Source organism: Pontixanthobacter luteolus, from assembly GCF_947494915.1.
GTDB classification, from domain to species: Bacteria; Pseudomonadota; Alphaproteobacteria; order Sphingomonadales; family Sphingomonadaceae; genus Pontixanthobacter; species Pontixanthobacter luteolus.
In genome coordinates, this window is record NZ_CANLWR010000002.1 from 719,469 (window position 1) to 743,528 (window position 24,060).

At 60.2% G+C, this 24,060-nt stretch carries 24 protein-coding genes; 8 read left to right on the plus strand and 16 right to left on the minus strand.

Annotation, left to right across the window (positions count from 1 at the left end):
* The first annotated feature begins 27 nt into the window (after positions 1-27).
* Together PO778_RS12350 and asd are read left to right on the plus strand one after the other, a co-directional pair.
* Positions 28-291 (plus strand): DksA/TraR family C4-type zinc finger protein, encoded by a 264-nt coding sequence (locus PO778_RS12350; RefSeq protein WP_271439856.1) that lies wholly within the window; start codon positions 28-30, stop codon positions 289-291.
* Positions 288-1,166 carry an archaetidylserine decarboxylase gene (gene asd, locus PO778_RS12355; protein WP_271439857.1) on the plus strand — a complete coding sequence of 293 codons (879 nt, stop codon included), beginning with the start codon at positions 288-290 and terminating at the stop codon, positions 1,164-1,166. Before PO778_RS12350 ends, asd begins: the two co-directional genes overlap by 4 nt.
* Here the strand turns inward: asd and PO778_RS12360 are convergent.
* The 8 genes from PO778_RS12360 to pabB all read right to left on the minus strand — a co-directional run bounded on the left by PO778_RS12360 (position 1,139) and on the right by pabB (position 7,729).
* On the minus strand, positions 1,139-1,648 hold the full coding sequence (locus PO778_RS12360) for a GNAT family N-acetyltransferase (RefSeq protein WP_271439858.1): 510 nt from the start codon (positions 1,646-1,648) through the stop codon (positions 1,139-1,141). The genes asd and PO778_RS12360 overlap by 28 nt on opposite strands.
* Complete coding sequence (gene ribA, locus PO778_RS12365) at positions 1,645-2,547, minus strand: GTP cyclohydrolase II (RefSeq protein ID WP_271439859.1); 903 nt, start codon at positions 2,545-2,547, stop codon at positions 1,645-1,647. The genes PO778_RS12360 and ribA overlap by 4 nt, the downstream gene beginning before the upstream one ends.
* A 164-nt stretch (positions 2,548-2,711) precedes the next feature.
* A complete protein-coding gene (xth, locus tag PO778_RS12370) occupies positions 2,712-3,506 on the minus strand; it encodes an exodeoxyribonuclease III (protein WP_271439860.1) in 795 nt (264 codons plus the stop codon).
* Between the two features lie 292 nt (positions 3,507-3,798).
* Positions 3,799-4,461 carry a LolA family protein gene (locus PO778_RS12375; protein ID WP_160730949.1) on the minus strand — a complete coding sequence of 221 codons (663 nt, stop codon included), beginning with the start codon at positions 4,459-4,461 and terminating at the stop codon, positions 3,799-3,801.
* An 82-nt stretch (positions 4,462-4,543) separates the two neighbouring features.
* Positions 4,544-4,711: a 50S ribosomal protein L33 gene (rpmG, locus tag PO778_RS12380; protein ID WP_160601956.1), complete on the minus strand. Its 168-nt coding sequence runs from the start codon at positions 4,709-4,711 to the stop codon at positions 4,544-4,546.
* Between the two features lie 117 nt (positions 4,712-4,828).
* Positions 4,829-5,242 (minus strand): alternative ribosome rescue aminoacyl-tRNA hydrolase ArfB, encoded by a 414-nt coding sequence (gene arfB, locus PO778_RS12385; protein WP_271439861.1) that lies wholly within the window; start codon positions 5,240-5,242, stop codon positions 4,829-4,831.
* Positions 5,235-5,921, minus strand: a complete 687-nt coding sequence (locus PO778_RS12390; protein ID WP_160730947.1) for an RluA family pseudouridine synthase — start codon at positions 5,919-5,921, stop codon at positions 5,235-5,237. Before PO778_RS12390 ends, arfB begins: the two co-directional genes overlap by 8 nt.
* The gene (gene pabB / locus PO778_RS12395) at positions 5,918-7,729 is read right to left on the minus strand and encodes an aminodeoxychorismate synthase component I (protein ID WP_271439862.1); all 1,812 of its coding nucleotides are present in this window, start codon (positions 7,727-7,729) and stop codon (positions 5,918-5,920) included. The genes PO778_RS12390 and pabB overlap by 4 nt, the downstream gene beginning before the upstream one ends.
* A 106-nt stretch (positions 7,730-7,835) precedes the next feature.
* On the opposite strand from pabB, the gene PO778_RS12400 reads away from it, so the two are divergent.
* Entirely contained in the window at positions 7,836-9,410 is a 1,575-nt protein-coding gene (locus PO778_RS12400) for a helicase HerA-like domain-containing protein (RefSeq protein ID WP_160730945.1), read from the plus strand.
* 120 nt (positions 9,411-9,530) lie between these two features.
* Here PO778_RS12400 and PO778_RS12405 read toward each other — a convergent pair whose 3' ends face one another.
* From PO778_RS12405 to PO778_RS12430, 6 genes are all read right to left on the minus strand, one after another.
* Complete coding sequence (locus tag PO778_RS12405; RefSeq protein WP_271439863.1) at positions 9,531-10,931, minus strand: ATP-binding protein; 1,401 nt, start codon at positions 10,929-10,931, stop codon at positions 9,531-9,533.
* 4 nt (positions 10,932-10,935) lie between these two features.
* Entirely contained in the window at positions 10,936-11,676 is a 741-nt protein-coding gene (locus PO778_RS12410) for a response regulator (RefSeq protein WP_160730943.1), read from the minus strand.
* Between the two features lie 65 nt (positions 11,677-11,741).
* Positions 11,742-12,434, minus strand: coding sequence for a hypothetical protein (locus tag PO778_RS12415; protein ID WP_271439864.1), 693 nt, complete (start codon positions 12,432-12,434; stop codon positions 11,742-11,744).
* Positions 12,435-12,635: 201 nt separating this feature from the next.
* Positions 12,636-13,034, minus strand: coding sequence for a cupin domain-containing protein (locus PO778_RS12420; protein WP_271439865.1), 399 nt, complete (start codon positions 13,032-13,034; stop codon positions 12,636-12,638).
* An 11-nt stretch (positions 13,035-13,045) separates the two neighbouring features.
* The gene (locus PO778_RS12425; protein WP_271439866.1) at positions 13,046-13,420 is read right to left on the minus strand and encodes a VOC family protein; all 375 of its coding nucleotides are present in this window, start codon (positions 13,418-13,420) and stop codon (positions 13,046-13,048) included.
* A 68-nt stretch (positions 13,421-13,488) separates the two neighbouring features.
* Positions 13,489-15,306 (minus strand): aminopeptidase P family protein, encoded by a 1,818-nt coding sequence (locus tag PO778_RS12430; RefSeq protein ID WP_271439867.1) that lies wholly within the window; start codon positions 15,304-15,306, stop codon positions 13,489-13,491.
* Between the two features lie 107 nt (positions 15,307-15,413).
* On the opposite strand from PO778_RS12430, the gene PO778_RS12435 reads away from it, so the two are divergent.
* From PO778_RS12435 to PO778_RS12450, 4 genes are read left to right on the plus strand one after another with little or no spacing between them, the layout of a single operon-like run.
* Complete coding sequence (locus PO778_RS12435; RefSeq protein ID WP_271439868.1) at positions 15,414-17,576, plus strand: S9 family peptidase; 2,163 nt, start codon at positions 15,414-15,416, stop codon at positions 17,574-17,576.
* A complete protein-coding gene (locus tag PO778_RS12440; RefSeq protein ID WP_271439869.1) occupies positions 17,573-17,824 on the plus strand; it encodes a hypothetical protein in 252 nt (83 codons plus the stop codon). The genes PO778_RS12435 and PO778_RS12440 overlap by 4 nt, the downstream gene beginning before the upstream one ends.
* Entirely contained in the window at positions 17,817-18,224 is a 408-nt protein-coding gene (locus tag PO778_RS12445; protein ID WP_271439870.1) for an acyl-CoA thioesterase, read from the plus strand. The genes PO778_RS12440 and PO778_RS12445 overlap by 8 nt, the downstream gene beginning before the upstream one ends.
* 2 nt (positions 18,225-18,226) lie before the next feature.
* Positions 18,227-19,498, plus strand: a complete 1,272-nt coding sequence (locus tag PO778_RS12450; protein WP_271440038.1) for an NADH:flavin oxidoreductase/NADH oxidase family protein — start codon at positions 18,227-18,229, stop codon at positions 19,496-19,498.
* Positions 19,499-19,540: 42 nt separating this feature from the next.
* On the opposite strand, the gene PO778_RS12455 is transcribed toward PO778_RS12450, so the two are convergent.
* Both PO778_RS12455 and ald read right to left on the minus strand, forming a co-directional pair.
* Positions 19,541-21,262 (minus strand): GGDEF domain-containing protein, encoded by a 1,722-nt coding sequence (locus PO778_RS12455; protein ID WP_271439871.1) that lies wholly within the window; start codon positions 21,260-21,262, stop codon positions 19,541-19,543.
* A gap of 54 nt (positions 21,263-21,316) precedes the next feature.
* Positions 21,317-22,438, minus strand: a complete 1,122-nt coding sequence (gene ald / locus PO778_RS12460; RefSeq protein WP_271439872.1) for an alanine dehydrogenase — start codon at positions 22,436-22,438, stop codon at positions 21,317-21,319.
* Positions 22,439-22,679: 241 nt separating this feature from the next.
* Here ald and PO778_RS12465 point away from each other — a divergent pair, with 241 nt between their 5' ends.
* Positions 22,680-24,008 carry an OprO/OprP family phosphate-selective porin gene (locus PO778_RS12465; RefSeq protein WP_271439873.1) on the plus strand — a complete coding sequence of 443 codons (1,329 nt, stop codon included), beginning with the start codon at positions 22,680-22,682 and terminating at the stop codon, positions 24,006-24,008.
* Positions 24,009-24,060: the final 52 nt, after the last annotated feature.

The window sequence follows — 24,060 nt, forward strand, 5'->3', positions numbered from 1 at the left end:
CGCCGTTGATGAGGCAAGGAGATTACAATGGCAGGCGGATGGGCGCGCGATGGCGCCGTACAGGATCAAATCGACGACACGGTGAGCGACGCTGTCAAGGCAGCGCGTGCGCGGATGCCCGAGGGCAACGGCGCGAAATATTGCGACGATTGCGGTGAAGCGATCCCGGTGAAACGGCGCAAGGCTTTACCCGGAACTCGCACCTGCGTGGCTTGCCAATCGGACCGCGATGGCCAAGTGCAGCGCAGCGCCATCAACCGGCGCGGCAGCAAGGATAGCCAGCTACGATGAGTTCCCCCTTTATCTGGCTGCAACATATCGCACCGCAGCATTTGCTGACCAGGATTGCCGGCAAACTGGCCCGCAGCGAAAGCCCGTGGCTGCGCGACCGGATGATCCGGCGTTTCATCAAGACGTATAACGTCGATATGGCGCAGGCCGACCGGCCTGAGGGCGCGTATCGCAGCTTCAACGATTTTTTCACCCGCGCATTGAAGCCCGGTTCACGCCCGCTGGCGGACGGATTGCAGCGGGTGCTGTGCCCCGCCGACGGTGCCGTGAGCCAGCTCGGCAAAATCAAGCAGGGCCGCATCGTGCAGGCCAAGGGCCAAAGCTACACCGCGGCAGAATTGCTTGGCGGTGACGAAAAGCTGGCGAAAAAATTCGACGGCGGCAGTTTCATCACGATCTATTTGTCGCCGAGCGATTACCACCGCGTCCATATGCCAGTGGCTGGCACGCTCGATCACACGACATACATTCCGGGCGATCTGTTTTCGGTCAACACGGCGACTGCGCAATCCGTGCCGCGGCTGTTTTCGCGCAACGAACGGCTTTCCTGTGTATTCGATACGCCGCGCGGCGCTGTCGCCAGCGTGATGGTGGGCGCGATGATAGTGGCCAGTATCGAAACCGTCTGGGGCGGTCTGGTGCAGCCCCATGGCAAGAAAGTGCTCCGCACCGATTTCGCGCAGTCCGGTGAAGATGCACCCAGCTTTGCCGCTGGCGACGAGATGGGCCGGTTCCTGCTCGGTTCTACCGTTATCCTGCTGTTTGAGCCCGGCACAGTCGAATGGTCCGAAGGGCTGGAGCCGTTGACCGTTGTTCGCATGGGCCAATCGCTGGGTAAATTTACCCGTCAAGCCGCGGAAAACGCATCGGCATAGCGTACTACGCCTGACGGGGGCGGTCCATCCAGCACCAGACGCTGGAAATACTCTGCTGGCGGCCCGGGATAGCTAAGCTGAGGGTCGTGCTCAAAGCCGAAACGGGCGTAATACCCGGGATCACCCAGCAACACGATGCCGCATGCACCGGCTTGGCGCAGTTCGGCTATGCCCTGATTGATCAATGCGGTACCTATCCCGCTGCGCTGGAATTCGGGCAGCACCGAAACCGGGCCCAGACCATACCAGTCGGCGCTATTGTTTGAGATTGTTACGCGCGAGAACGCGATATGGCCGACAAGGCCGTGATCGGCTCGCTCCGCAACCAGCGATAACGCCAGATCTCCGTCGCTGCGCAGCTGGCCAATCAGATCAGGCTCGCTACCGTCGCTGAACGCCGTGCCCAAAAACGCGGCCTCGGTCAGCGCGTGAATGGATGGCTCATCGCCCGGTCTTTCGGGCCTGAGGGTAACGGCACTCACGTAAGCAAGTGCCCCGACTTGTCGCGCTTCACCGCCAGATAGCGGCGATTATGCGGGTTGTCGGGCAGCTGGTGCGGCACGCGTTCGGCCACTGTAACCCCCGCCTTTGCCAGCGCATCGACTTTCTTCGGATTGTTGGTCATCAGCTTGATCGATTTTACGCCGAGCAGTTCCAGCATCCTTGCGGCAACAGGGAAATCCCGTGCCTCATCTGGCAGGCCAAGCCTCTGGTTCGCCTCAACCGTGTCGAAACCCTGATCCTGCAACTGGTACGCGCGCAGTTTGTTAATCAGCCCGATGCCGCGCCCTTCCTGCCGCAGATATAGCAGGATACCCCAGCCACCTGTGTCGGCCTGCTTCGCCATTGCGGCCAGGGACGCATCGAGCTGCGGACCGCAATCGCATTTCAGACTACCCAGTATATCCCCTGTCAGGCATTCCGAGTGCAAACGCACCAGCGGAACCGAGTCGGCCGATTGCTGCCCGATTACAAGCGCGACATGTTCGCGCAGATCGTCAGCGCTACGGAACGCGATGATACGCGCGTCCTCGCTCGCATTGACCGGCAATCTGGCCCGGGTCGCGATCGTAAGCTGGGCGGTGTCGGACCATGCCGCGAGATCGCCGGACGCCAAGCGTTCCGCCTCGCCTGCGCCGGACGGTGCCACCAGGAATGCCGGCAATATCCCCGCAATCCGCGCGAGCTCCATCGCCGTTTCCGCCTGCGTTTGCCACTCGATTTGCTCGGCCTTGAATGGACCTTTCATCGGATTGAGCAGGTCGAGCGCCGGATCTGCAATCGGGCGCGCCGCCGGCAGGTCGAACGGCTCCGCACCCCGGATCAGGACCGGCGCGTGCGGAGCTGCCGCCTCGCGCTGGTTCGCCATCTTCAGAGTCACGGCACGGGCTGCCGATATCAACATTCGCGGCGATTTTGCGTCCGCAGCTATGGCCGTTTCGACCGGCAGCAGCAGCGGTCCGCCATCAATCTCGATTGCCCAACCATGGCGCAGCGCATCGACCGCGCGGGCAACGCGCCGCGAAGCAGAAGGGCTTGTCTCGCTCAGAGATCGAACTCCGTCACCAGCGGGATATGATCAGACGGCTTTTCCCAGCCGCGCGCGTCTTCGTGAACATGATGCGCAGTCGCCATCTTGGCGAGGTCGGGGGACGCCCACATATGGTCCAGTCGCCGCCCACGGTCGCCCACACGGTAATCTTTCGAACGATAGCTCCACCAGCTGTAATAGCGGTCCGGATCGCGGATGAATTCGCGGCCAATATCAGTCCATCCGTGCGCATCGCGGAACTTGCCCAGCGTTTCGACCTCGAGCGGGGTGTGGCTGACGACCTTGAGCAGCTGTTTGTGGCTCCAGACATCGCTTTCGAGCGGTGCGATATTGAAATCGCCGACGATCAGCGTCGGCCTTTCAATCGCGTCAGCCCAACGGGTCATCCGCTCCAGAAAATCCAGCTTCTGGCCGAATTTCGTATTTACCTCGCGGTCCGGCACATCGCCGCCGGCAGGCACGTAGACATTTTCGATCACCATGTCCTGTCCCGGACCGGTCAGTTCCACGCCGACATGGCGTGCCTCGCCATTGTCCTGCCAATCATGACGGCTGAATTCCTTAAGCGGGATCCGGCTGACAGTTGCCACGCCGTGATACCCTTTCTGCCCGTGGATCGCGAAATGCTCATAGCCGAGCTTGCGAAACGCCTCGTAGGGGAACTGGTGTTCCTGGCATTTGATTTCCTGCAGGCACAGGACATCGACCGATTGCTCGGTCAGGAAACGTTCGACGATCGGCATGCGAAGGCGGACGGAATTGATATTCCAGGAAGCTACAGAAACCATGAGCAGGAGATAGGGATGCGGCGCGGCGGTGTCTATTGCGGCGGGGAGGGCCGCGCACAGAAACGCATCCGGGCAACAAAAAACCCTCGTGTCGGGGGCATTGACACGAGGGTTCCATGTTAGCGTTCGTCACGCTTTGACAAAGCAGCCGTACCGAAGACTGAGGCAACAGGGGGGAACCAATGTCTCCAGCTGCTTTGCTAAGTCAGAGAATATGCCTGTTAGGCTTTCTAGCCAATGAACAATCAGCAGCAGCCCGTCGCAGCGACAAGGCGGCTAATCGGTGAAATGATTATCTGGGGCGGCGAGATGAACGGCGAGGGTCCTTGTAGGTGAAAGCACCGTCAGAAACCGCGACTCCATAACGGTGATTCCGCAGGCGAACCGTGGTGCGGTTGTTCTGCGAATCGAGCGCTACCCAATTGGTCAGCTGTAGCCCGCCGGGCGCTGAACCGTCGCGAACGAAAATCAGCGTGATCACGCCGAATTCGGGCCGGCTCTTGTCGCGCACTTCGATGCTGACGACATCACGGTTTCCGGTCTGCACCAGTTTGCCGAATTTCGCGACGTCGCGGCTGGGATCAAGCAGCGCACCGAGCGGCGATTTCTTGATCGGCCAGCGCTGGACCTGATTGACCTCGTAATCGATCATGGTCAGCGATTTGCCGTTGGAGACGACCAGAAGCGGAACGTCTTTTTCGTATTCGAAGCGGATCTTGCCAGGGTTTTTCAGGGTGAGCACGCCCGCCACGGTCTGGCCGTTGCGGTCGGTCTGGGTGAAATCGGCCTTCATCGTGCTGATCCCGCGGATTGCGGTGACCGCTCGGTCGAGGTCGGATTGCTGGGCGGCAAGGGGCGCCGGTGCTACAAACGATGTTGCAGGCACAGCAAAAGCCACTGCACCGGCAAGTGCGGCGAGCAGTGGCTTTTTCGAAAGGGATGTCATTGTGTTCATGCTCCGGCTGATAGCGTCAGAGCGTTGAACCGTCACTGAACTAATACGGTTCCCGCAGTTCAGGTACCAAGCAAGCCGTGGCTTACTTGATCTTGGCTTCCTTGAACTCGACATGCTTGCGCACGACGGGGTCGTACTTGCGGAAAGTCATCTTTTCAGTGATGTTCCGCGGGTTCTTTTTCGTCGTGTAGTAGAAGCCCGTGTCTGCAGTCGAGACGAGCTTGATCTTGACGGTTGCTGGCTTCGCCATGACGTATTCCTAAAATCGAATGAGGCCGGGGATGGCCGAAAAAATAAGGGCGGCGCGAGTAAGCACCGCCGTTCCGGCGCGCCCATTGGGTGATTCACGGGGAAAAGTCAAGCAGTGTCACCAGTCGCGCCGGCTGACCTTGCCCCGATTGGCCTTCACCTCTCCGCGATTCTTCTTGGCCTTGATCCGCTTTTCCTTGCCGACCCGGTTGACCCGGCTCTTGGCGCGTTTCTTCGGCTCTTTCCGGGCTTCCTCCAGCAATTGGGTAAGTCGTGTACGGGCGTCTTCGCGGTTCGCCTCCTGCGTACGGTAATTCCGCGCCGTAAGGATGATCTCGCCCTTGGACGTCATGCGGTTCCCCGCGAGGTTTTTCAGGCGGTTGAAAACCGGAGGGCTCAGGCGCAGCGCGAACACATTGAGGCGCAATTGCACCGCCGTTGCGACCTTGTTGACGTTCTGCCCTCCCGGGCCGGAACTGGCGATGAAGCTTTCTTCGACCTGCGACAGCGCCCGTTCGATCAGGTCATCCATCCGTAAACCCGAGATCGATGAAATCGGCCGGCATCGGAGCGATTCCGGCAATCTCCGGCTTGTTTGCGCGCTGAACGGTAATTGCGGACGCGTGCAACATTGTGCGCCGCGCGCCAACCGATTTGCCGTGTTCTGGCCCATAAACCGGATCGCCCAGCAATGGTTTGCCAAGCCCCGATTCGGCATGAACGCGGATCTGGTGGGTGCGCCCGGTTTCAGGCCTGAACTCAATTAGCGAATTGCCGCCTTCGACCTTCAGCACTTTCCAGTGGGTTATCGAAGGCTTGCCGTCAGGATCGTGAACCATGCGCCAGCCCATTTCGGCGCTGCTGACTTTGCCCAGTGGCAGGTCGATCGTGCCCTCTTCCTGGTCCAGCTCGCCGCCGATAATCCCGAGATAGCGTTTTGCGACCAGCCGTTCCTCGAACGCGCGGGCAAAGCGTTTCACCGCCTTGGGGTTGCGCGCGAGCAGAAGGCAGCCGGACGTGTCGGTATCCAGGCGGTGCACTGCCACGGGCGGCCGCATGAAGCCCAGTTTCAGCCCTTCGTAATAATCCGCCAGACAGGTTCCGCCATTGCGCGGCGGATCGACCGGCAGACCGGCGGGCTTGTCGATAACCAGCGCTTCGCCGTCTTCGTAAACAATCGGGATTTGCGCGAGCACAGGGGGAGAAATCATTGTTTCAGCTTTCCGGGAATGAGGCCGCGCACTGCGTTTCCGAGCAGGAAGCCGTTTTCAAGATCGTCGAGTGTCAGCTCCGCCTCTTGCGCGCGGCCGCTTTCAATCAGCGAGCGGCGCAGGACACCCGGCAGCAATCCGAGTGAGGCTGGCGGGGTGAGCAGCGTCTCGCCGCGTTCAACGAAGATATTGGTCCAGCTACCTTCTGTTACAAGGCCGTCGCCGCGCACAAGGATCGCTTCGCGCGCATCGGCATCCTGCGCTGCGGCCAGCGCGTCCTGATAAAATCCGCGATCGGTTGTCTTGTGCCGCAGCCTCCAGTCAGCCGGATCAACCGGGATCGGCAGGGCGATGCAGTCAAATGTGCCGGAAGCGCCCACGGGCAGTTCGCTCGTGGTCAGCGAGGTCGCGCCGCTGCGGGCGGCGAGCAGGCGGACTTTCGAACGTTTTTCCAGTTCGAAACACAGCGCATGAATCTGGTTGCGCGCCGCGTGCCTGTCGAAAGAGAAACCCAGCTCCGCCGCGCTCGACTTCATCCGTTCCAAATGCAGTTCGAGAAGTTCGATTCCGCTCTCAGGATCGAACAGCATGGTTTCGATCAAATCGAACTGCGGCGCGCTGTGCGCTGGTGAGGATTGGCGCGCAAAACCGCCTTTGAGGATGCTCTCGCGCCATTCATCCATCGGCTGGCTATCGGCCACGATGGCGGATCCGACGCCCAGCACCGCAGTGCCGCGTTCATTCTCGACCGGGGTAAGCCGCAAGGTGCGGATTGCGACGTTGAAGGCGGCATCGCCATCCGGGCCAATCCGCCCGATTGCGCCGCAATACGGGCCGCGCGCATCACGTTCGGCCCCTGATATCAGCTCCATCGCCCGGATTTTCGGTGCGCCTGTAATCGATCCGCAGGGGAATATCGCACGGATCAGATCGCTGGCGGTCTTGCCCTCGCTCAGCCTTGCACGAACGGTCGACACCATCTGATGGACTGTCGGATAGCTTTCAATTGCAAACGGCGCATCGACCTGCACGCTGCCGGCATCGGCAACGCGCGACAAATCGTTGCGCATCAGATCGACGATCATCAGATTCTCGGCCTTGTCCTTGACCGACCCGGCGAGTTCTTTTGCAAGCGCCTTGTCCGCATCGGGCGTCGGCCCACGTGGGCGCGTGCCCTTCATCGGCTTAACTTTGGCCGCGTCTCCGTGGAGGGAGAAAAACAGTTCCGGCGACAGGCTGAGAAGCCAATGCGAGCCGTCGAATATCAGCCCGCCATAACCGGCGTTCGCCGCTGGCCGGAGCGCCGAATACAGCGCCACCGGATCACCGCGATATGAACCTGCAAGCGGGAAGGTGAGGTTGGCCTGATAAATGTCGCCGGCGCGGATCGCATCCTGCATCATCTCGAACGCGGCAACATAGCCGCCGGGCGACAATTGCGGGTCAAGCGGCCCGATCGAAGCGCCGCCTTGCGCTCTCTCGGCCAGCCAGTCGTGAACCGCATCCGGCGGCAGGATATGCTCATTCTCGAACAGGCCAAGCCATACCAGCGGACCGTTTCCGCCTGCACGCTTATCGGCAAGGCCGGTGAGGCGCGGTTCCAACGCCAGACCCGCTTCATAAGCGATATACCCGGCCAGCGTTCCGCCGGTCTTTTCCCGTTCGGCATCGGCAGCAGCGAGCACATCGGCGACTTCCGAGGCGCGCCTAGCGACGAATATCCTGGTCGGTTTTTCGAAGATATGCGCGTCTGCTGCGCCGTCTTCTCGCGCATCGTCCAGCAGTACAAAGGGCTCAGGTTCGGCCATTCGCCCAGCCTTAGCGTCTTGGCCGCGCAAGTCGAGATACTTGACCGCAAGTCAGTGTCTGCGCCACAGCCGCAGCATACAATTTCAGGGTCGGAGCAAGACAAAAATGGGCAGCATCTTTCTGGGGCTAGGCGAAAATCAGGAGCAACAATCGCTCGATCTGGGGCGTGCGAACCGTCACGGACTGATCGCGGGCGCGACCGGCACGGGTAAAACGGTCACGCTGCAGGGGCTTGCAGAAAGTTTCTCCGCCAATGGCGTGCCGGTATTCGTGGCCGATGTGAAAGGTGATCTGTCGGGTATTTCGATGCCCGGATCGCCCACTTTCAAGCACGCCGACAAGCTGGAAGGCCGCGCGAAAGAACTGGGCATGGAAGACTATGCCTATTCGGATAACCCGGCGATCTTCTGGGATCTGTACGGGGAACAGGGCCATCCCATCCGCACGACAATCAGCGAGATGGGGCCGCTGCTGCTTTCGCGGCTGCTCGATCTGAACGACACGCAGGAAGGCGTGCTACAGATCGTCTTCAAATATGCCGATGAACACGGTCTGCTGCTGCTCGATTTTGCCGATCTGCAGTCGATTCTCCTGCACGCCTCGCAAAACTCGAAAGAACTTTCTGCGAAATACGGCAATGTCAGCAAGCAGAGCGTTGGCGCGATCCAGCGGCAGCTGCTCAGCTTCGAGGCGCAAGGGGCGGACAATTTCTTTGGTGAACCCGCGCTGGAGATCGACGATTTCCTGAAAACCGACGAACAGGGGCGCGGATACATCAACGTGTTGGCCGCAGACAAGCTGATGCGCAGCCCCAAGCTCTATGCGACATTCCTGTTGTGGCTACTCGCCGAACTGTTCGAATCGCTGCCAGAAGTCGGCGACCCGGAAAAGCCCAAGCTCGTATTCTTCTTCGATGAAGCGCATCTGTTGTTCGACGATGCGCCCAAGGCGCTGGAGGACAAGATCGAACAGGTCGTCCGCCTGATCCGTTCGAAAGGCGTTGGCGTCTTCTTCGTAACGCAGAACCCGATCGACATTCCCGAGGAAGTGGCCGGCCAGCTGGGCAACCGCGTGCAGCACGCGCTGCGGGCATTCACTCCGCGTGACAAGAAAGCGATCAAGGCGGCTGCGGACACCTTCCGAATCAATCCCGATCTCGATGTGGAAGAGGCAATCACGCAATTGCGTGTGGGTGAGGCACTGGTCTCCACCCTGATGGATGATGGTGCGCCTTCGGTTGTTCAGCGCACGCTGATCAAGCCGCCGCGCAGCCGGCTGGGTCCGATCACCGCGAAAGAACGCGCGATCATCAATTCCGTCAGCCCGGTTGACGGGAAATACGACACGGCGGTTGACCGCGAAAGCGCTGAAGAAGTGCTCGCGGCCAAGGCGGCCGATGCCGCGCAGACCGCGCAAGAAGTCGAGGAAAAGGGCGAGGACGAAGTGCGTAAGCAATCGCGCAAGACGCCCAGCCTGTGGGAAAAGGCCTTCAGCCGCGGGGCTAAGGTTGCGGCAGGTTCGGCAGCCGGCGCCGCTGCTGCTGCGGTGCTGGGCAAGAAATCGCGCGCCAATCCGATGGCATCGGGCGTGACCTCTGCCGCCGGATCGATCGCGACCGATCTAGCCGGGCCGATTGCCGGCCGGTTTGTCCGCAATCTGATCGGCGGCCTGATGCGCTAGACGCAAGGCACCAGATGTCTGCATCAGCCAGCGAAGGGGTTGGCGGTGCGGATGGCTGGATGCCTTGGCCGGAATGGCAAAGGCGATAAATTTCCTGCTGCACGCAGAGCCGCCTAAGTCTCAACCTTTCGGGAGCCGGATTTCTGCGTGAAGTCCGCCCTCGGGCCGGTTCGCCAAAATCAGCCGTCCCCCGTGCTGTTCGGCAACAGCCCGTGCGATTGTCAGACCAAGGCCTGCACCGCCGGTGTCACGGTTGCGCGATGCCTCCCCGCGCTTGAACGGTTCGAGCATTTCGGCGATGCGGGCCTCTTCAATACCGGGACCGTTATCGTCCACTTCGAGCACGACATGGGTGCCGGTTTCGCGCAGGGTAACCGCAGCGGTGCCGCCGTATCTCAGGGCATTTCCGATCAAATTGCGCAGGGCACGTTTCAGCCAGGTCAGGTAAACCGGATGGACGATTTTTCCATTGGTATTGAGCGTGACCGGTTGGCCCTGATCCTCGAATTCCTCGACGACTGCCGCGGCCAGTGCGGAAAGCGAGGCACGCTCGGGCGGTTCGCCTGATTTGCCGATCCGCGCCAGAGTAAGGATATCGTCGAGCGAGCGGGTGATATCCTCGATCCCGGCGGCCATTTTCCGGCGCTCGGTTTCATTTTCGACGTTCTCGATCCGCACCCTTAGCGCGGCGAGCGGTGTCTTGAGATCGTGCCCGATCGCCCCAAGCATCACGTCTTTTTCGTCGAGCAGTGCGGCGATCCGTGCTTCCATTGCATTATGCGCAGTTACCAGACGGCGCACGTCCTGCGGGCCATTGGGTTCCAGTGGTTCTTGCGTCTGTCCGCCATTGCCGAAATTTTCTGTGCGCCGGGTCAGCTCGGCAAGCGGTTTGGTAATTCGCCGGAGCAACAGGAAATGGAGGCCGACGAGCACCAGATAGATAATCAGCGTCTGCAACACGATTGTGCGCAGCGCCGCTCCGTTGGATTCCGGTATCGGAACCCGCGCAATTTGCCACTGGCTGTCCGGGGTCCGTTTCAAAGCAGCGACAAGGACATTGGTGACCGGACGATCCTGGTCGATGACCCGCCGCATCAGTCGTGGCCGGTCGAGCACGAACGGATCATCGAGCGCCAATCGTTCGATCACGATCAACTCTGCGGCGGAGACATTCTGGTCAGCCAGAATGCCAGCGAGTTGTTCTTCCAGCTGCGTCTCGCGGGTCTCGCCGCTCATCAACTCGAAGCTGGCGGATGTTTCCAGCCGCAAGGGGCGCGGAAACCGGCGAGTGCGATTACGCAAATCGTTGCGCGGCCTGTTATCGGCACCGCGAAGATCGCGGCGGGCGTTCTGCCGCTCGGGCACCACCAGGCGAAACGCAGCAGAATTGAGCAAGGCCTCGTCTCGCCTCGTCTCGGCGGCGCGCCATAACAGACCTGCGGAAATCGTTTGTGCCACCAGCAAGGCCAGCGCGACTGCGAGAAGCACCTGCCCCAACAGGCTCTTGGGCCAGAACCGCATGGTCTTAGCTCTGGGCCGCTGGCTGGCGGCGGACATCGGCGGCGAAGCGGTAACCGCCCCCGCGCACGGTCAGGATAAGTTCGGGATTGCGGCTGTCAGCCTCGATCTTGCGGCGCAGGCGGCTGACCTGATTATCGACTGCCCGGTCGTACAAATGCGCTTCGCGGCCCTGCACCATGTCCAGCAACCGGTCACGGTCGAGCACTCTGCGCGGATTTTCAAGAAACGCCTGAAGCAGGCGAAATTCCGCAGTCGAAATGGATATGACCACCCCATCGGGATCAGTGAGGCGCCGTTTCAGCGGATCGAGCTGCCATTCCTCGAAGACATAAATCGCGTCTTCTTCCGGTGCCGGCTTCGAACCGGTTTTGCCGGTGCGGCGCAGAACGGATCGGATGCGCGCGACCAGTTCGCGCGGCTCGAACGGCTTTACCACGTAGTCATCGGCGCCAATTTCCAGCCCGATGATCCGGTCCGTCGCCTCGCCCTTGGCGGTCAGCAGAATGACCGGCAGTTCGCGGGTTTCCACCAGATGCCGGCACAGCGAAAGGCCATCTTCGCCGGGCATCATGATATCCAGCAAGATCAGGTTCGGGGTGAATTCCATCAGCACGCTGCGTGCGCTGGCGGCGCTTTCCGCTTCGCGCACGACAAACCCCTGGCGGGTAAGATACTCCGCCAGGGGTTCGCGTAAACTGGCTTCGTCGTCGACGAGCAGCAATTGGGTGGGCGCGGTGTCAGTCATGATTTCCTTACCGCGCCTAGACCCGCGACGAGGTGCCTAGCAAGCGCAAGCTTGCCAGCCGGAATTTAGCGGGCCTGCCGGGCTGCCTTGCGCTCTGCGCGCGCAGCCTGGCGTTCTTCCTGAGAGATCGAGCCGCTATTATCGGTGTCCATCTTCTGGAAGCGGGCGGTCATCGCAGCGTCGAATTCGGCGCGGCTTATGGCCTTGTCGCCGTTGGTGTCAGCCTGACGGAGCATAGCCATGCCTTGTTTTCCGCGCTTACCCCGATTTCCGCGGGCCATCTTGTCGCCGCCGCGTTTGCCGCGTGCTTCCATCCGGTCACCGCGCTTGCCGCGGCGTTCGCTGCGCATTTCACGGGCTGCTTCCATTTCAGCTGCGGAAATACCGCCGCTATTGTCGGTATCAAGCCTTGCGAAGCGCGCATCGGCACGATCAGCACGCTTTGCGCGCCGTTCAGATGCTGCAGCATCCATTTCAGCCTTGGTCACTTCGCCATTGCCGTCCGCATCAAGCCGGGCAAATCGCGCTTCCTTGCGCGCGGCACGGTCTTCCGCATTGATGATGCCATTTCCATCGGCATCCAGCCGGGCAAACATCGTGTCTGCATGGGCATTGTGTTCGGCAAGGGTTACAATCTTGTCGCCGTTCGCATCGGCGCCGCGGCGGTCATTTTGCTGGGCCGCGATTGCGGTACCGCCAACGAGGGCGAGAGCTGCTGCAGAAAGGGCCAGAGTAATCTTCTTGGTAGGGGTCTTCATAAGTCTCTCCAATCGTCGTTTCGATTGAGCTGCGGCAACCCCGTCAGGGAGGGGGAGGGGGGAGATCAGGGATCGCCGCAACTCGTGATACCTTTCTAGTGACCCATTGTCGCAGGAATATCCCGGTTGCGGCCTGAAATGTCGCAAATTGTCGCAGCAAATGACAGCCGTTCATGCAGCTGAAATTTTGGCGGATTGCAGTTACCGCGGCCTGTGCTGCGTGCCTTCCCCGGCGGTTATGAAGATCGCAGTGGCATGCGAATCGATGTCGGCAATGTGCCAGACCCCGGGCGGATTGATCGCATAATCGCCCGGCGTGAGGATCACCTGGACTTCGCGCCCGTCCGGAAATTCCTGCGTCAGCGTCATTTCACCGTCTATGCAGATGACCACCTCTGCGCCGTGAGGGTGCATTTCCCATGTGGGCCATCCTTCACTGAAACTGTGCTGGCTGACCAGCCTGCCTTCGGCACCGTCGCTGGCAGTCCGCTTGGCGTAAGCGTCGTACCATTCCATCCCCGCGAAGGGCGGCTGAGGGCTGGCGCTCGCCCCCAGGCCCAAATGCACCCAGCTTTCGGAAAGCTTTCTCGCGGCGTCCACCGGAAGGTGGCCTATTTCGTCATCGTGAAGACGTTGAGTTTGTTGCCATCCGGGTCGCGGAAATATCCGGCATAAAACCCGTCATCACCGCGCGGCCCCGGTGCGCCTTCGTCGGTTCCGCCATTGGCCAGCGCCGCATCGTATACGGCCTGCACCTTGTCGGTGCTGTCGACCATCAACGCGGCCATTGCGCCGTTTCCGACGGTCGCCTCGTTCCCGTCGAACGGCTTTGTTGCAGCAATGCCGGGCGCTCCGCCAGCTTCGCCCCAGGCAATGAACTGATCGAATTCCATCATTCGCCCGACGCCCATTTCCCCCGCAACCGCATCATAAAACTTGGCTGCCCGCGGCAGGTCGTTCGTTCCCAGCGTTACATACCCCAGCATAGTATCCTCCTAATCGCGACTCGCAACATCGGAACAATACAGGAACATTTAGCGGCTCACAAGGACGCTCAGATTGGGGCGCAAGCGTCCTTCAGCCAATCGAGAACATCGCCATCCAGCTGCGGAGCGAGGATTTCGTAGGTTTTTGCGTGATACGCATTCCACCAGTCTTTTTCTTCCGCGGTCATCAGCGACAAGTCGAGCATATCGCGCGCCATCGGAACCCAGGTGAGGTTTTCAAACCCGAGATAGGTGCCCTCTGCGCCGTCGATTTCCTGCTTTTCTACTAGCACGAGATTCTCGATCCGGATGCCGAACGCGCCGTCCTTGTAATAGCCCGGCTCGTTCGAGAGGATCATGCCTTCGAACAATTCCTGATCCGTGCCCGGCTGGCCGCCCGATGCCTTCGCAATGCGCTGCGGCCCTTCGTGCACGCCGAGGAAGCTGCCAACCCCGTGGCCGGTGCCATGGGCGTAGTCGACGCCCGCTTCCCACAGATACTGACGCGCGAATGCGTCCAATTGGCCGCCGACTGTACCTTGCGGGAAAGTCGCGCGGGCAATCTGGATATGGCCCTTCAGCACGCGCGTATAGCGATCGCGTACTTCGGCTGTCGGCTGTGCTTTGTCGCCTTCGCCCGCGATCCACACCGTGCGTGTGATGTCGGTCGTACCGTCGAGGTACTGGCCCCCGGAATCGCACAGGAAAACGCTGCCCGGCTCGATACCGAGATTGCTGTCTTCATCGACCCGGTAATGGCAGAGCGCGCCGTGCGGGCCGGTGGCGGAAATCGTATCGAAGCTCTGGTCCTTGAGGACGCCGGTTTCATCGCGGAATTCGCGCAGCTTGGCGGCTGCTGACAGTTCCGTCTGGCCGCCTTTGGATGGTTCATACGAAAGCCAGTGCAGGAATTTGGCGACCGCAGCACCGTCGCGCGCCTGCGCATCACGGTGCCCCTGCTGTTCGACCGGATTCTTGATTGCCTTGGGCAGGATTGCTGGATCGCGCACCGCAACCGCTGTTGCGCCGCCCTTTTCCAGGGCCTGATAGATCGCTGCCACGCCGTAATCGGGATCGACGGCCACGGTCTTGCCGGCGAAACCTTTCAGGTGAGGGGTGAAGTCGGCGCGGTCCCGAATGGTGACAGCATTGCCCAGATGCTGTTCCAGTTCTGGTGTGACCTTTTCAGGTTCGATGAACAGCTCGGCAGTGCCGTCGGAGTGCGCGATCAGATACGATAGCGCGACCGGGGTCCGGTCCACGTCCGCACCGCGAATATTCAGCATCCAGGCGATGGAATCGAGCGCACTGATGACAGCAGCGTCGTATTCCTCTTCCTTCAGCCAATCGGCCACGATCGCGCGTTTTTCGGCGGAAGATTGCCCGGCAAATTCCTGTGGATGGACGATTGCAGGGGCTTTCGAAGGTTTCGGCTGATCGCCCCACACGGCATCGATCGGATTGGTTTCGACAGCGACCAGTTCCGCGCCCTTCCGCGCGAGCGCGGCAGAAAGGCTGTCGGCCCATCCCTTTGAATGGAGCCATGCATCATATCCGATGCGAGCACCCTTGGTAACGTTGGCCGCGAGCCATTTTGCATGGGTGGTGTCCAGCGTCGACTGATAATCGAACAGCTTCCCGTCCACCTGTTCGCGGACCTGAATGGTATAGCGCCCATCGACGAAAATCGCGGCGGTATGCGAGAGCACGATTGCGCTGCCGGCAGAACCGCCAAACCCGGTCAACCATTCCAGCCGCTGAGCGTAAGAACCGACATATTCGGACATGTGCTCATCGGAAATCGGCACCACGAAACCGTCCAGTTTCTGGCGCTTCATTTCTTCCCGCAGAGCGGAAAGGCGGGCTTCGTGGGTCTGCATGAGCATATAATCGGTCCTGAATTTCAATCGGTGCTTGTCGCGGTACATCCGGCGACATAGTTTCAACTGAACTCATTACCATAGGTCGCATCATTCCAACAGGGACATCCGCCATGAGAATTGCCTCTTCCGCTGCCATTGCGATCGCCACGCTGTCTTTCGCCATGCCGTTATCGGCGCAGGATGCATCCCGAACCGAGGAAACAAGTTTGTCTGACAAGAAAATTGCCGCTCCGCCTGTCGCAGAGAAGCGGGAACACAGTTACAGCCACCACGGCATCACCATTTCAGATCCTTACCACTGGTTGAAAGACCAATCCTATCCGGTGGTCGATGACGAGGATGTGCTGGAATATGTGAAGGCGGAAAATGCCTGGTTCGAACAGGAAATGGAAAGCCGCAAACCGCTGGTCGAAAAGCTGTTCGAAGAACTCAAGGGACGGGTGAAGGAAGACGATTCCTCCGTCCCGCAAAAGGATGGTGACTGGCTCTACTGGACTGAAGTGGCAGAGGGTAAGGAATACCGCCTGTGGTACCGGCAGCCGGTTGCCGGCGGCGACAAGGAATTGCTGCTCGACGAAAACCAGATGGCGGAGGGCAAGGAATATCACCGCCTTGGCGCATTTTCCGTCAGCAAGAACGGGCGCTATCTCGCTTATTCATTCGATGACAACGGGGCTGAACGCTACACAGCGCGGGTCAAGGACCTGCAGACCGGCGAATTGCTGGACGATGTGATCACCGAGACGCGCACCAGCCTCGTCTGGACGGCGGATGACACGATGCTCGTCTATGGCAAGGCCAACGAGAACTGGCGGGTCGACAATGTCCGCGTCCACACCATCGGCACATCTGCGGATCAGGACGTGCAGATCTACACCGAGGAAGACATCGGTTTCAGCGTCAGTGCGGGATTGTCGGCACAGGAAGACTGGCTGGTTATTTCAGCTGGCGACAACGAGACAAACGAAGTCCGTCTGGTCCGCGCAGATAACCCGCTGGGCGAACAGATACTGATCAGGCCGCGCGAAAAGGGCATCGAATATTCGGTCGACCTGCGCGACGGAATAATCTTCGTCCATACCAATGACGACCACATCAATTTTCGCCTTGCCACCGCGACGTTCGAAAGTCCGGCCGAATGGTCGACGCTGATCGAGGGATCGGACGAATTCTACCTGACCGATTTCGAACTGTTCAAGGATTTCTATGTCACCGAAGGCCGTCTTGGCGGGCTCGATCAGGTGCAGATCAGGAATTACGCGGATTCGGCAAAAGTCACGCCGATCGCATTTCCCGAGGCGAGCTACACTGCCGGATTATCCAACAATCCCGAATATGACGTGAGCAAGCTACGCCTTTCCTATGAAAGCATGGTCACGCCCGATTCGGTGTATGATTACGACGTATCCGGCGCTTCGCTGGAACTGCTCAAGCAGCAGGAAATCCCCAGCGGATATGACGCCTCGCTTTACACTACCGTGCGCGAGACAATCACTGTTCGCGATGGAACGCAGGTTCCTGTCAGCGTGGTAATGCGCAAGGATCGCCCCGAAGGCGCGGGCCCGCTGCACCTCTATGCCTATGGCGCTTATGGCTATGCTGTTTCGCCCGGCTTTTCATCCAGCCGCCTTAGCCTGCTCGATCGCGGCATGGCCTATGCCATCGCGCATATCCGCGGCGGCGATGATCTGGGCCGCAAATGGTATCTGCAGGGCAAGCTGAATGACCGGACCAACACGTTCAACGATTTCGTCGACGTCGCGAAGGGGCTGGCAGCCAAGGGTTATACCGAGGAAGGCATGATCAGCGCCAGCGGCGGGTCCGCAGGGGGCGAACTGATGGGCGTGGTGGTCAACACTGATCCCGATTTGTGGAAGGCGGTCGTGGCCGACGTGCCGTTCGTCGATGTGCTCAGCACCATGCTCGACACCAGCCTGCCGCTGACGCCGGGTGAGTGGCCCGAATGGGGCAACCCGATCGAAAGCAAGCAGGCGTTTGCCTACATCCTCAGCTATTCTCCCTATGATCAGGTGATCGCGCAGGATTATCCGCCGATGCTGGTAACCGCAGGGCTGAACGATCCGCGTGTCACCTATTGGGAACCGGCCAAATGGGTTGCCAAGCTGCGTGACACCAAGACCGACAGGAACGAGCTGCTGCTAAAGACCAATATGGGCGCAGGACACGGCGGCAAATCGGGCCGTTTCACCTCGCTTTACGAAGCGGCAGAGGAATATGCGTTCATTCTCAGCCATCACGGGATTACCGAGTGAGCGAAAAGGCGAAAACGATAATCTATTGGATGTCGGCGGTCGTAGTTGCTCTTACGAGCGTTTCGATCACCGGCTTCTTCCTAACACTTAACGATTTCTCCTATGCCGTTATTGCGGCACCCGTTTCGGTAATTGGCGTGATTGCTTGGTGCTTCGCAGCCCTTTTGAGATGGCGTTGGTGGCTTCTCCCGCCACTGCTTGCGTATGTCCTGCCGTTTCTGCCTTGGATGGAAATTATCTATGGCTAGCAAGTTCGAGAAAACCTTCACCGCCGGACCCGAGCACATTGATGTAATGGGTCACGTCAACAATGCGGTGTGGGTGCAGTGGGTGCAGGACATGGCGACCGCACACTGGGATGCGGTCGCTGATCCTGCCCATGCGGCCGAGTTCGTGTGGCTCGTGATCCGCCACGAAATCGATTATCGCGGCAATATCGGACAGGGCGAAACCGTGACCGGGGAAACCTGGATTCCGGATGAGGCCAAGGGCGCAAAAAGCCTGCGCCGGGTCGATTTTCGCAATGCCGATGGCAAGATCATCGTTTCGGCCGCCACCACATGGGCCATGCTGCACCGCGAAACCGGGCGGCTCGCCCGCGTTCGGCCCGAAGTGCTCGCACCTTTCCGCTCCGATCCGGGAGAATAACCATCACCGACACATCGCTTTTCACGCCCCTGACACTGCCCAATGGCAGCACTGTGCCCAACCGCATTTGCAAGGCCGCGATGGAGGAAAACCTGGCCCAGCAGCCTGGCCAGTATCCGGGACAGCGGCTGTTCACGCTGTATGACCGCTGGGCAAAGGGTGGCACCGGATTGATCCTGTCGGGCAATGTCATGGTCGATCCGACTGCACTGACCGGGCCGGGCGCTGTTGTGCTGGAAAAAGGCACCGATCTTGCGCCGTTCAGGAAATGGGCGGAGATCGGCAAATCGGGCGGCGGCCAGTTCTGGTTGCAGATCAGCCACCCCGGACGGCAGCTATACAAGAGCCTGGGCGAAACCGCGGTATCACCGTCGGCTGTCGCGCTGGATCTGGGCAAGTTCTCATCCATGTTCGCGCCGGTACGGCGGCTGGAAGCTGCAGAGATCGAAACGATCATAAACCGGTTTGCCGACACGGCCGAAGCGGCCCAGGAAGCCGGTTTTGACGGCGTGCAAATTCACGGTGCGCACGGATATCTGATCAGCCAGTTCCTATCCCCGCTTACCAATAAGCGGGACGATGAATGGGGCGGCAGCCTGGAAAACCGCGCCCGTTTCCTGATGCGTATTGTGGAGACTGTGCGGGCGCGCGTGAAGCTGTCCTTCGGGGTCGGGCTGAAGCTGAATTCGGCCGATTTTCAGCGCGGCGGTTTCGACGCTGACGACGCAAGGCAGGTGGTCGAGTGGCTGAACGGTCACGGGCTTGATTTCGTGGAGCTTTCGGGCGGCAGCTATGAAAGCCCGGCCATGCAGGGCAATCCGCAGGATGACGCTGGCCCCAAAAATTCGACCGAGGCGCGCGAAGCCTATTTTGTCGATTTTGCGAGAGACATTGCCAAGGTTGCAGACATGCCGATCATGGTCACGGGGGGAATTACCCGGCTGGAAGTAGCCGAGGCAGCACTGGAGCATGACGAGCAAGGCTTCGGCGTTGAAATGCTCGGCATTGCCCGCGCGCTCGCCAGTGATCCGGACTTGCCCAATCACTGGCAAGGCCAGCACAATGCAGATGTCGATCTGCCGCAGGTCGGCTGGTCCAACAAATCCCTGTCAGCCCTCGCGGTAATGGCGCTGACCAAGGCTCAGATCGAACGGATGGCGGCGGGCAAGGAACCCGGCATGGGCGGCTGGCCGGTGAAGGCGCTGATCGCCGACCAGATGCGGGCAGCAAAACGGGCGAAAAATTACCGCAAGTGGCGTGCTGCCCGGTCCTGAAGGGACATCCTGAACCGGCACCCTGAACCAGCAAACTGAGCCTTAGCCGGATGCTGCGCGTCTGCGATCCGGCTGGCGCGGGCTGAACAGACGCAGTTTTTCGAACACCAACCTGTTTCTGCCGCCTTCCTTTGCCTCGTACAAAAGCTTGTCGGCCCGCGAATAGATATCGCTGAAAATGTCCGCTTCCTTGCGGTCTTTGGGCAATACGATCGCCCCGACGCTCGCGGTCAGGATGCGCTCCAACCCGTCGATCTGGCGGGCAACACGCAGGGAAATTGCCTGCCGAAGCTTTTCTGCCCGATCAAGCGAATCGTCGCCTTTCATCACCAGCAGGAATTCTTCACCGCCCAATCTGAAGCCGAGCGATTGATCGTCGGCTGAAAGGATGCCTGCAACCTCCACCAATACCGCATCGCCGCCGGCATGGCCGATAGTGTCGTTGACGGTCTTGAAGTGATCGAGATCAAGCAGAGCAAACGTGTTGAAGCCGTCGGCACGCAGGCTGCCCATGCGAATGTCGAGTGCGCGCCGGTTATACAGCCCGGTCAGCGGGTCGACGCTGGACAGGGCATCAAGCGCTGCGACGCGGTCTTGCGCCTTGTCGCGCTGGCGGCGGATGGCAAGGAACCGGTCGGCCACGCCCAGCGCGGTGGCGAGCGATTCTGTCAGCATCCCGAAAAAGAAGATGGGCAGCGCGTCGTTGGGCGGCGCCAACGGGGTTATGTAGGTGACCAACTGAATGCTGACACCAACGAACAGCGGTGTCCATCCGACCATCTGGAAACGAACAGCACGGCTGCCGCGTCTCCACGCATCGATCATTATCGCCAGTATCAGGATCATCAGCGGTGCCAGGGCAACGCTGTGGAATGACGATCCGAACGGGCGCATGAAGTCGAATGATGCCGCGTGAATTGCCGATGCAATCAGGGCCCATGCGGCCGCATATGGCACCCATCGCCGCATGATCGGACTGATCTTGTCGTATTCGATATAGGAACGGGTGAACATGAACGACACCGCCAGCGCCACCCCGAAGGACATGATCAGGGATCGGCGCCAAACCTCAATCGGCAGGTCGACCATGTGATTGACGAGGCCGGATTGGCTTAGCAGCAGCAACGCGAAAGATCCGATCAGCGCGCTGTGCCACAGCAGGAAGTTCTGGCGCAGGACCCGCCAGAAAACGAGGTCGAAAAACAGCGGGATCAGAATGATCCCGAGCAATCCGGCGATCAGCAATTGATAAGCGATCGAATCCGGATCGAGCGCCGGATCTTCCGCCAGCAGCTTTGCAGCGGTCATCGTGGACAGGTGCAGCGGACGATCGAAGATTACGACAGTCCGGATGCTGCCATCGGCAGGTTGGGGCAGTGCCAGTTTGAAATGCGGGCCGTCGGTCAGGGGCTGCGCATCATTGGCCTTGTGCCGGGAGGTGATCCAGCGGCCCGTCTTGTCCTGACTGGCGAGCGTCACATTGCCGAAATGGCCGATCCGGCTGACCAGAAATTTTGGCTCGCTGGCCTGCACATCGTTCCAGGTCAGGGCGATGCGGTAATTGCCGACCGGGGGGGCACTTTCTTCGCAAGTCCAGGGGCCGAGTTCTGCAAGGTAGTCAGATGCTTGCGCCGATAAAGGCAGGGTTTGCCAGCAGGGGGCAGAGCGGGGTGCCTCCGCCGCATACACAGGGCGCACTGCTGCAAGAATGCAGCACAGCGCGAACGCGAACGCACTCAGCGTGGAACGGGCCCCCCATGTCATGGCCCCGCCAATATCTGCAAACCGGTTAGAACCCGGTTAAAAAATCCAGAAAAATCAGTCCTGGTTCAACACATCTGCGGTCGGCAGATAGTCATGGCCCAATTCGTCAGCCACTGCCTTGTAGGTAACCTTGCCGGCATGGACATTCAGCCCCTCTGCCAGATGCGGGTCGCGGCGCATGGCTTCTTTCCAGCCATTGCGGGCCATGCGCAGGGCGTGGGGAAGGGTCACATTGTTCAGCGCATAGGTGCTGGTGCGGGCCACCGCACCGGGCATATTGGCAACGCAGTAATGCACGATCCCATCAACCGTATAGGTCGGGTCGGCATGCGTCGTGGCTCTAGATGTTTCGAAACAGCCGCCCTGGTCGATTGCGACATCCACCAGCACTGCGCCGGGCTTCATTTCCGAGAGCAGTTCGCGGGTAATCAGCTTGGGCGCAGCAGCACCGGGGATCAGCACCGCGCCGATCACCAGATCGGCCTGGCGCACGGCGTCTTCCAGATTGGTCTTGTTGGAAAATCGGGTGCTGGCACGCGCTTCGAAGAAGGTGCCAACTTTTTCGAGAACTTCGGGATCGCGGTCGAGGATTTCCACATCACCACCAAGGCCGACGGCCATCTGCGCCGCGTTGAAACCCACAACGCCGCCGCCGATGACCACGACCTTGCCTGGCAATACGCCCGGCACGCCGCCAAGCAGAACGCCGCGTCCGCCGTGTTCCTTTTGCAGGGCATTGGCACCTGCCTGAATGCTCATCCGGCCAGCAACCTGGCTCATCGGTTTGAGCAGCGGCAGGCTGCCGCGCGGTCCGGTTACGGTTTCATAGGCAATCGCGGTCACGCCCGATTTGACCAGATCATTGGTTTGTTCGGGATCCGGGGCAAGGTGCAGGTAGGTATAAAGGATCTGGCCCTCGCGCAGTTTCGCGCGTTCTACCGCCTGCGGTTCCTTGACCTTCACCACCATTTCGCACTCGGCAAAAATCGGGTCGGGTCCGTCGACGATCTTGGCGCCGGCGTCGACATATTCAGCGTCGATCGCGCCGATTCCCAGGCCTGCACCGCTTTCGATCCAAACTTCGTTGCCGTCCGCGATTAATTCTCGCGCGCTTTCCGGCGTCAGGCCGACACGATATTCGTGGTTCTTGATTTCCTTGGGACAACCGATGCGCATGGGGGAGAACTCCTGAAATTTCGAAACCGGTTACAAGTGAAACAACTGCGGGGCAAGCGAAGTTCCCGGCTGGCGGCGCTCGGCAGGAGTGTTACGGATAGTCCCGAAACTGTCATATAGCGGACATAAGTGCGTCATGAATGTTTCACTGAACTGTAAAGGTTTGCTCATGTCTTCTCGAAATCGCGCCATGGGTTCGGCGCTTGCGATCGCACTGGGTTGCGGGTGGGTGCAGCCAGCCATGGCTCAAACTGCAAACCAGGCGTCTGTTGCCGAAGAACTTGCTGAAATGCGCGCGCAAATGGCTGCGATGGCAGAGCGTATCAATGCGCTTGAGGGCGAGCTCGCCGAAGCTGACGCCAAGGCCGACTTTGCAATGGCTGCAGCAACCGATGCGGCCACCGCAGAGGCAGAGGAACTGGTGAATGGCGATGGCGCTGCTGACAAGAAGCAGCCTGCAATCGCGTTCAAGGGCGCGCCCGAAATCAAGGGCGAAGGCGGTTGGAGCTTCAAGCCGCGCGGCCGCCTGCAATATGATGCCGGTTTCACCAGCGTGCCTTCCTCAACAGGCCGCAGTGACGGTTTCGGCAGCGAAGCCCGCCGTGCGCGTTTGGGCGTGTCGGGCGATATGCCGGGCGGTTTCGGATACAAATTCGAAGTCGATTTTGCGGGCAACGATGTCGCGGTGACCGACGCACTCATTTCCTACGAAGCAGGTGACGCTGAAATCACCGTTGGCCAGTTCAACAATTTCCAGTCGCTGGAAGAACTCACCAGCTCGCTCCACACCAGCTTCATCGAACGCGCCGCGTTCACCGACGCATTCGGATTTGAACGCCGCGTCGGTGCATCGGCCCAGTTCGGCAGCGGCGACGTGCTGGTGCAGGCCGGTGTCTTTACCGACAATATGGAAGACCTCTCCAACAAGAACTGGAGCGCGGACGGCCGCGTGGTGTTTATGCCAAAGGTCGGCGACACGCAGCTGCACCTTGGTGGTTCGGTCCACTACAGCGACCTCGAAAGCGGCAGCACGGTGCGTTACCGCCAGCGCCCGCTGGTGCATTTCACCGGCGATCGTTTTGTAAACACGGGCGGGCTTGCCGCGACCAGCGAATTCGGTCTGGGCCTGGAAGCCGCCGCGATTGCCGGTCCGCTGCATTTTGCCGCAGAAGGTTTCTGGCAGGAAGTCAGCCGCCCCGGTGCGCTGACCGATCCGACATTCTTCGGCGGCTATGCCGAGGTCGGCTATTTCCTCACATCCGGCGACACACGCGGATACAAAGGCGGCAAGTTCGACCGCACGAAACCGGCCAACCCGGTTGGCGAAGGCGGGGCCGGGTCGGTCCAGGTCAATGCGCGCTATGACTATCTCGACCTGAATGATGGCGGGATACTCGGCGGCAAGCAGAACGGCTTCTTCCTGTCGCTGGTCTGGAAGCCGACCGATTACACCATGCTGCTCGCGAATTACGGCCGATTGAATTACGATGACGCCGCATTCCCGGCTGCGGGCGGAGACACATCCTACGGCGTGGATGTCGTGGGCGTTCGTGCCCAGGTCGACTTTTAAGACGCGAAGCTGACCGGCGTTGTCACAAACGCGTCACACTCAGGCGATAACG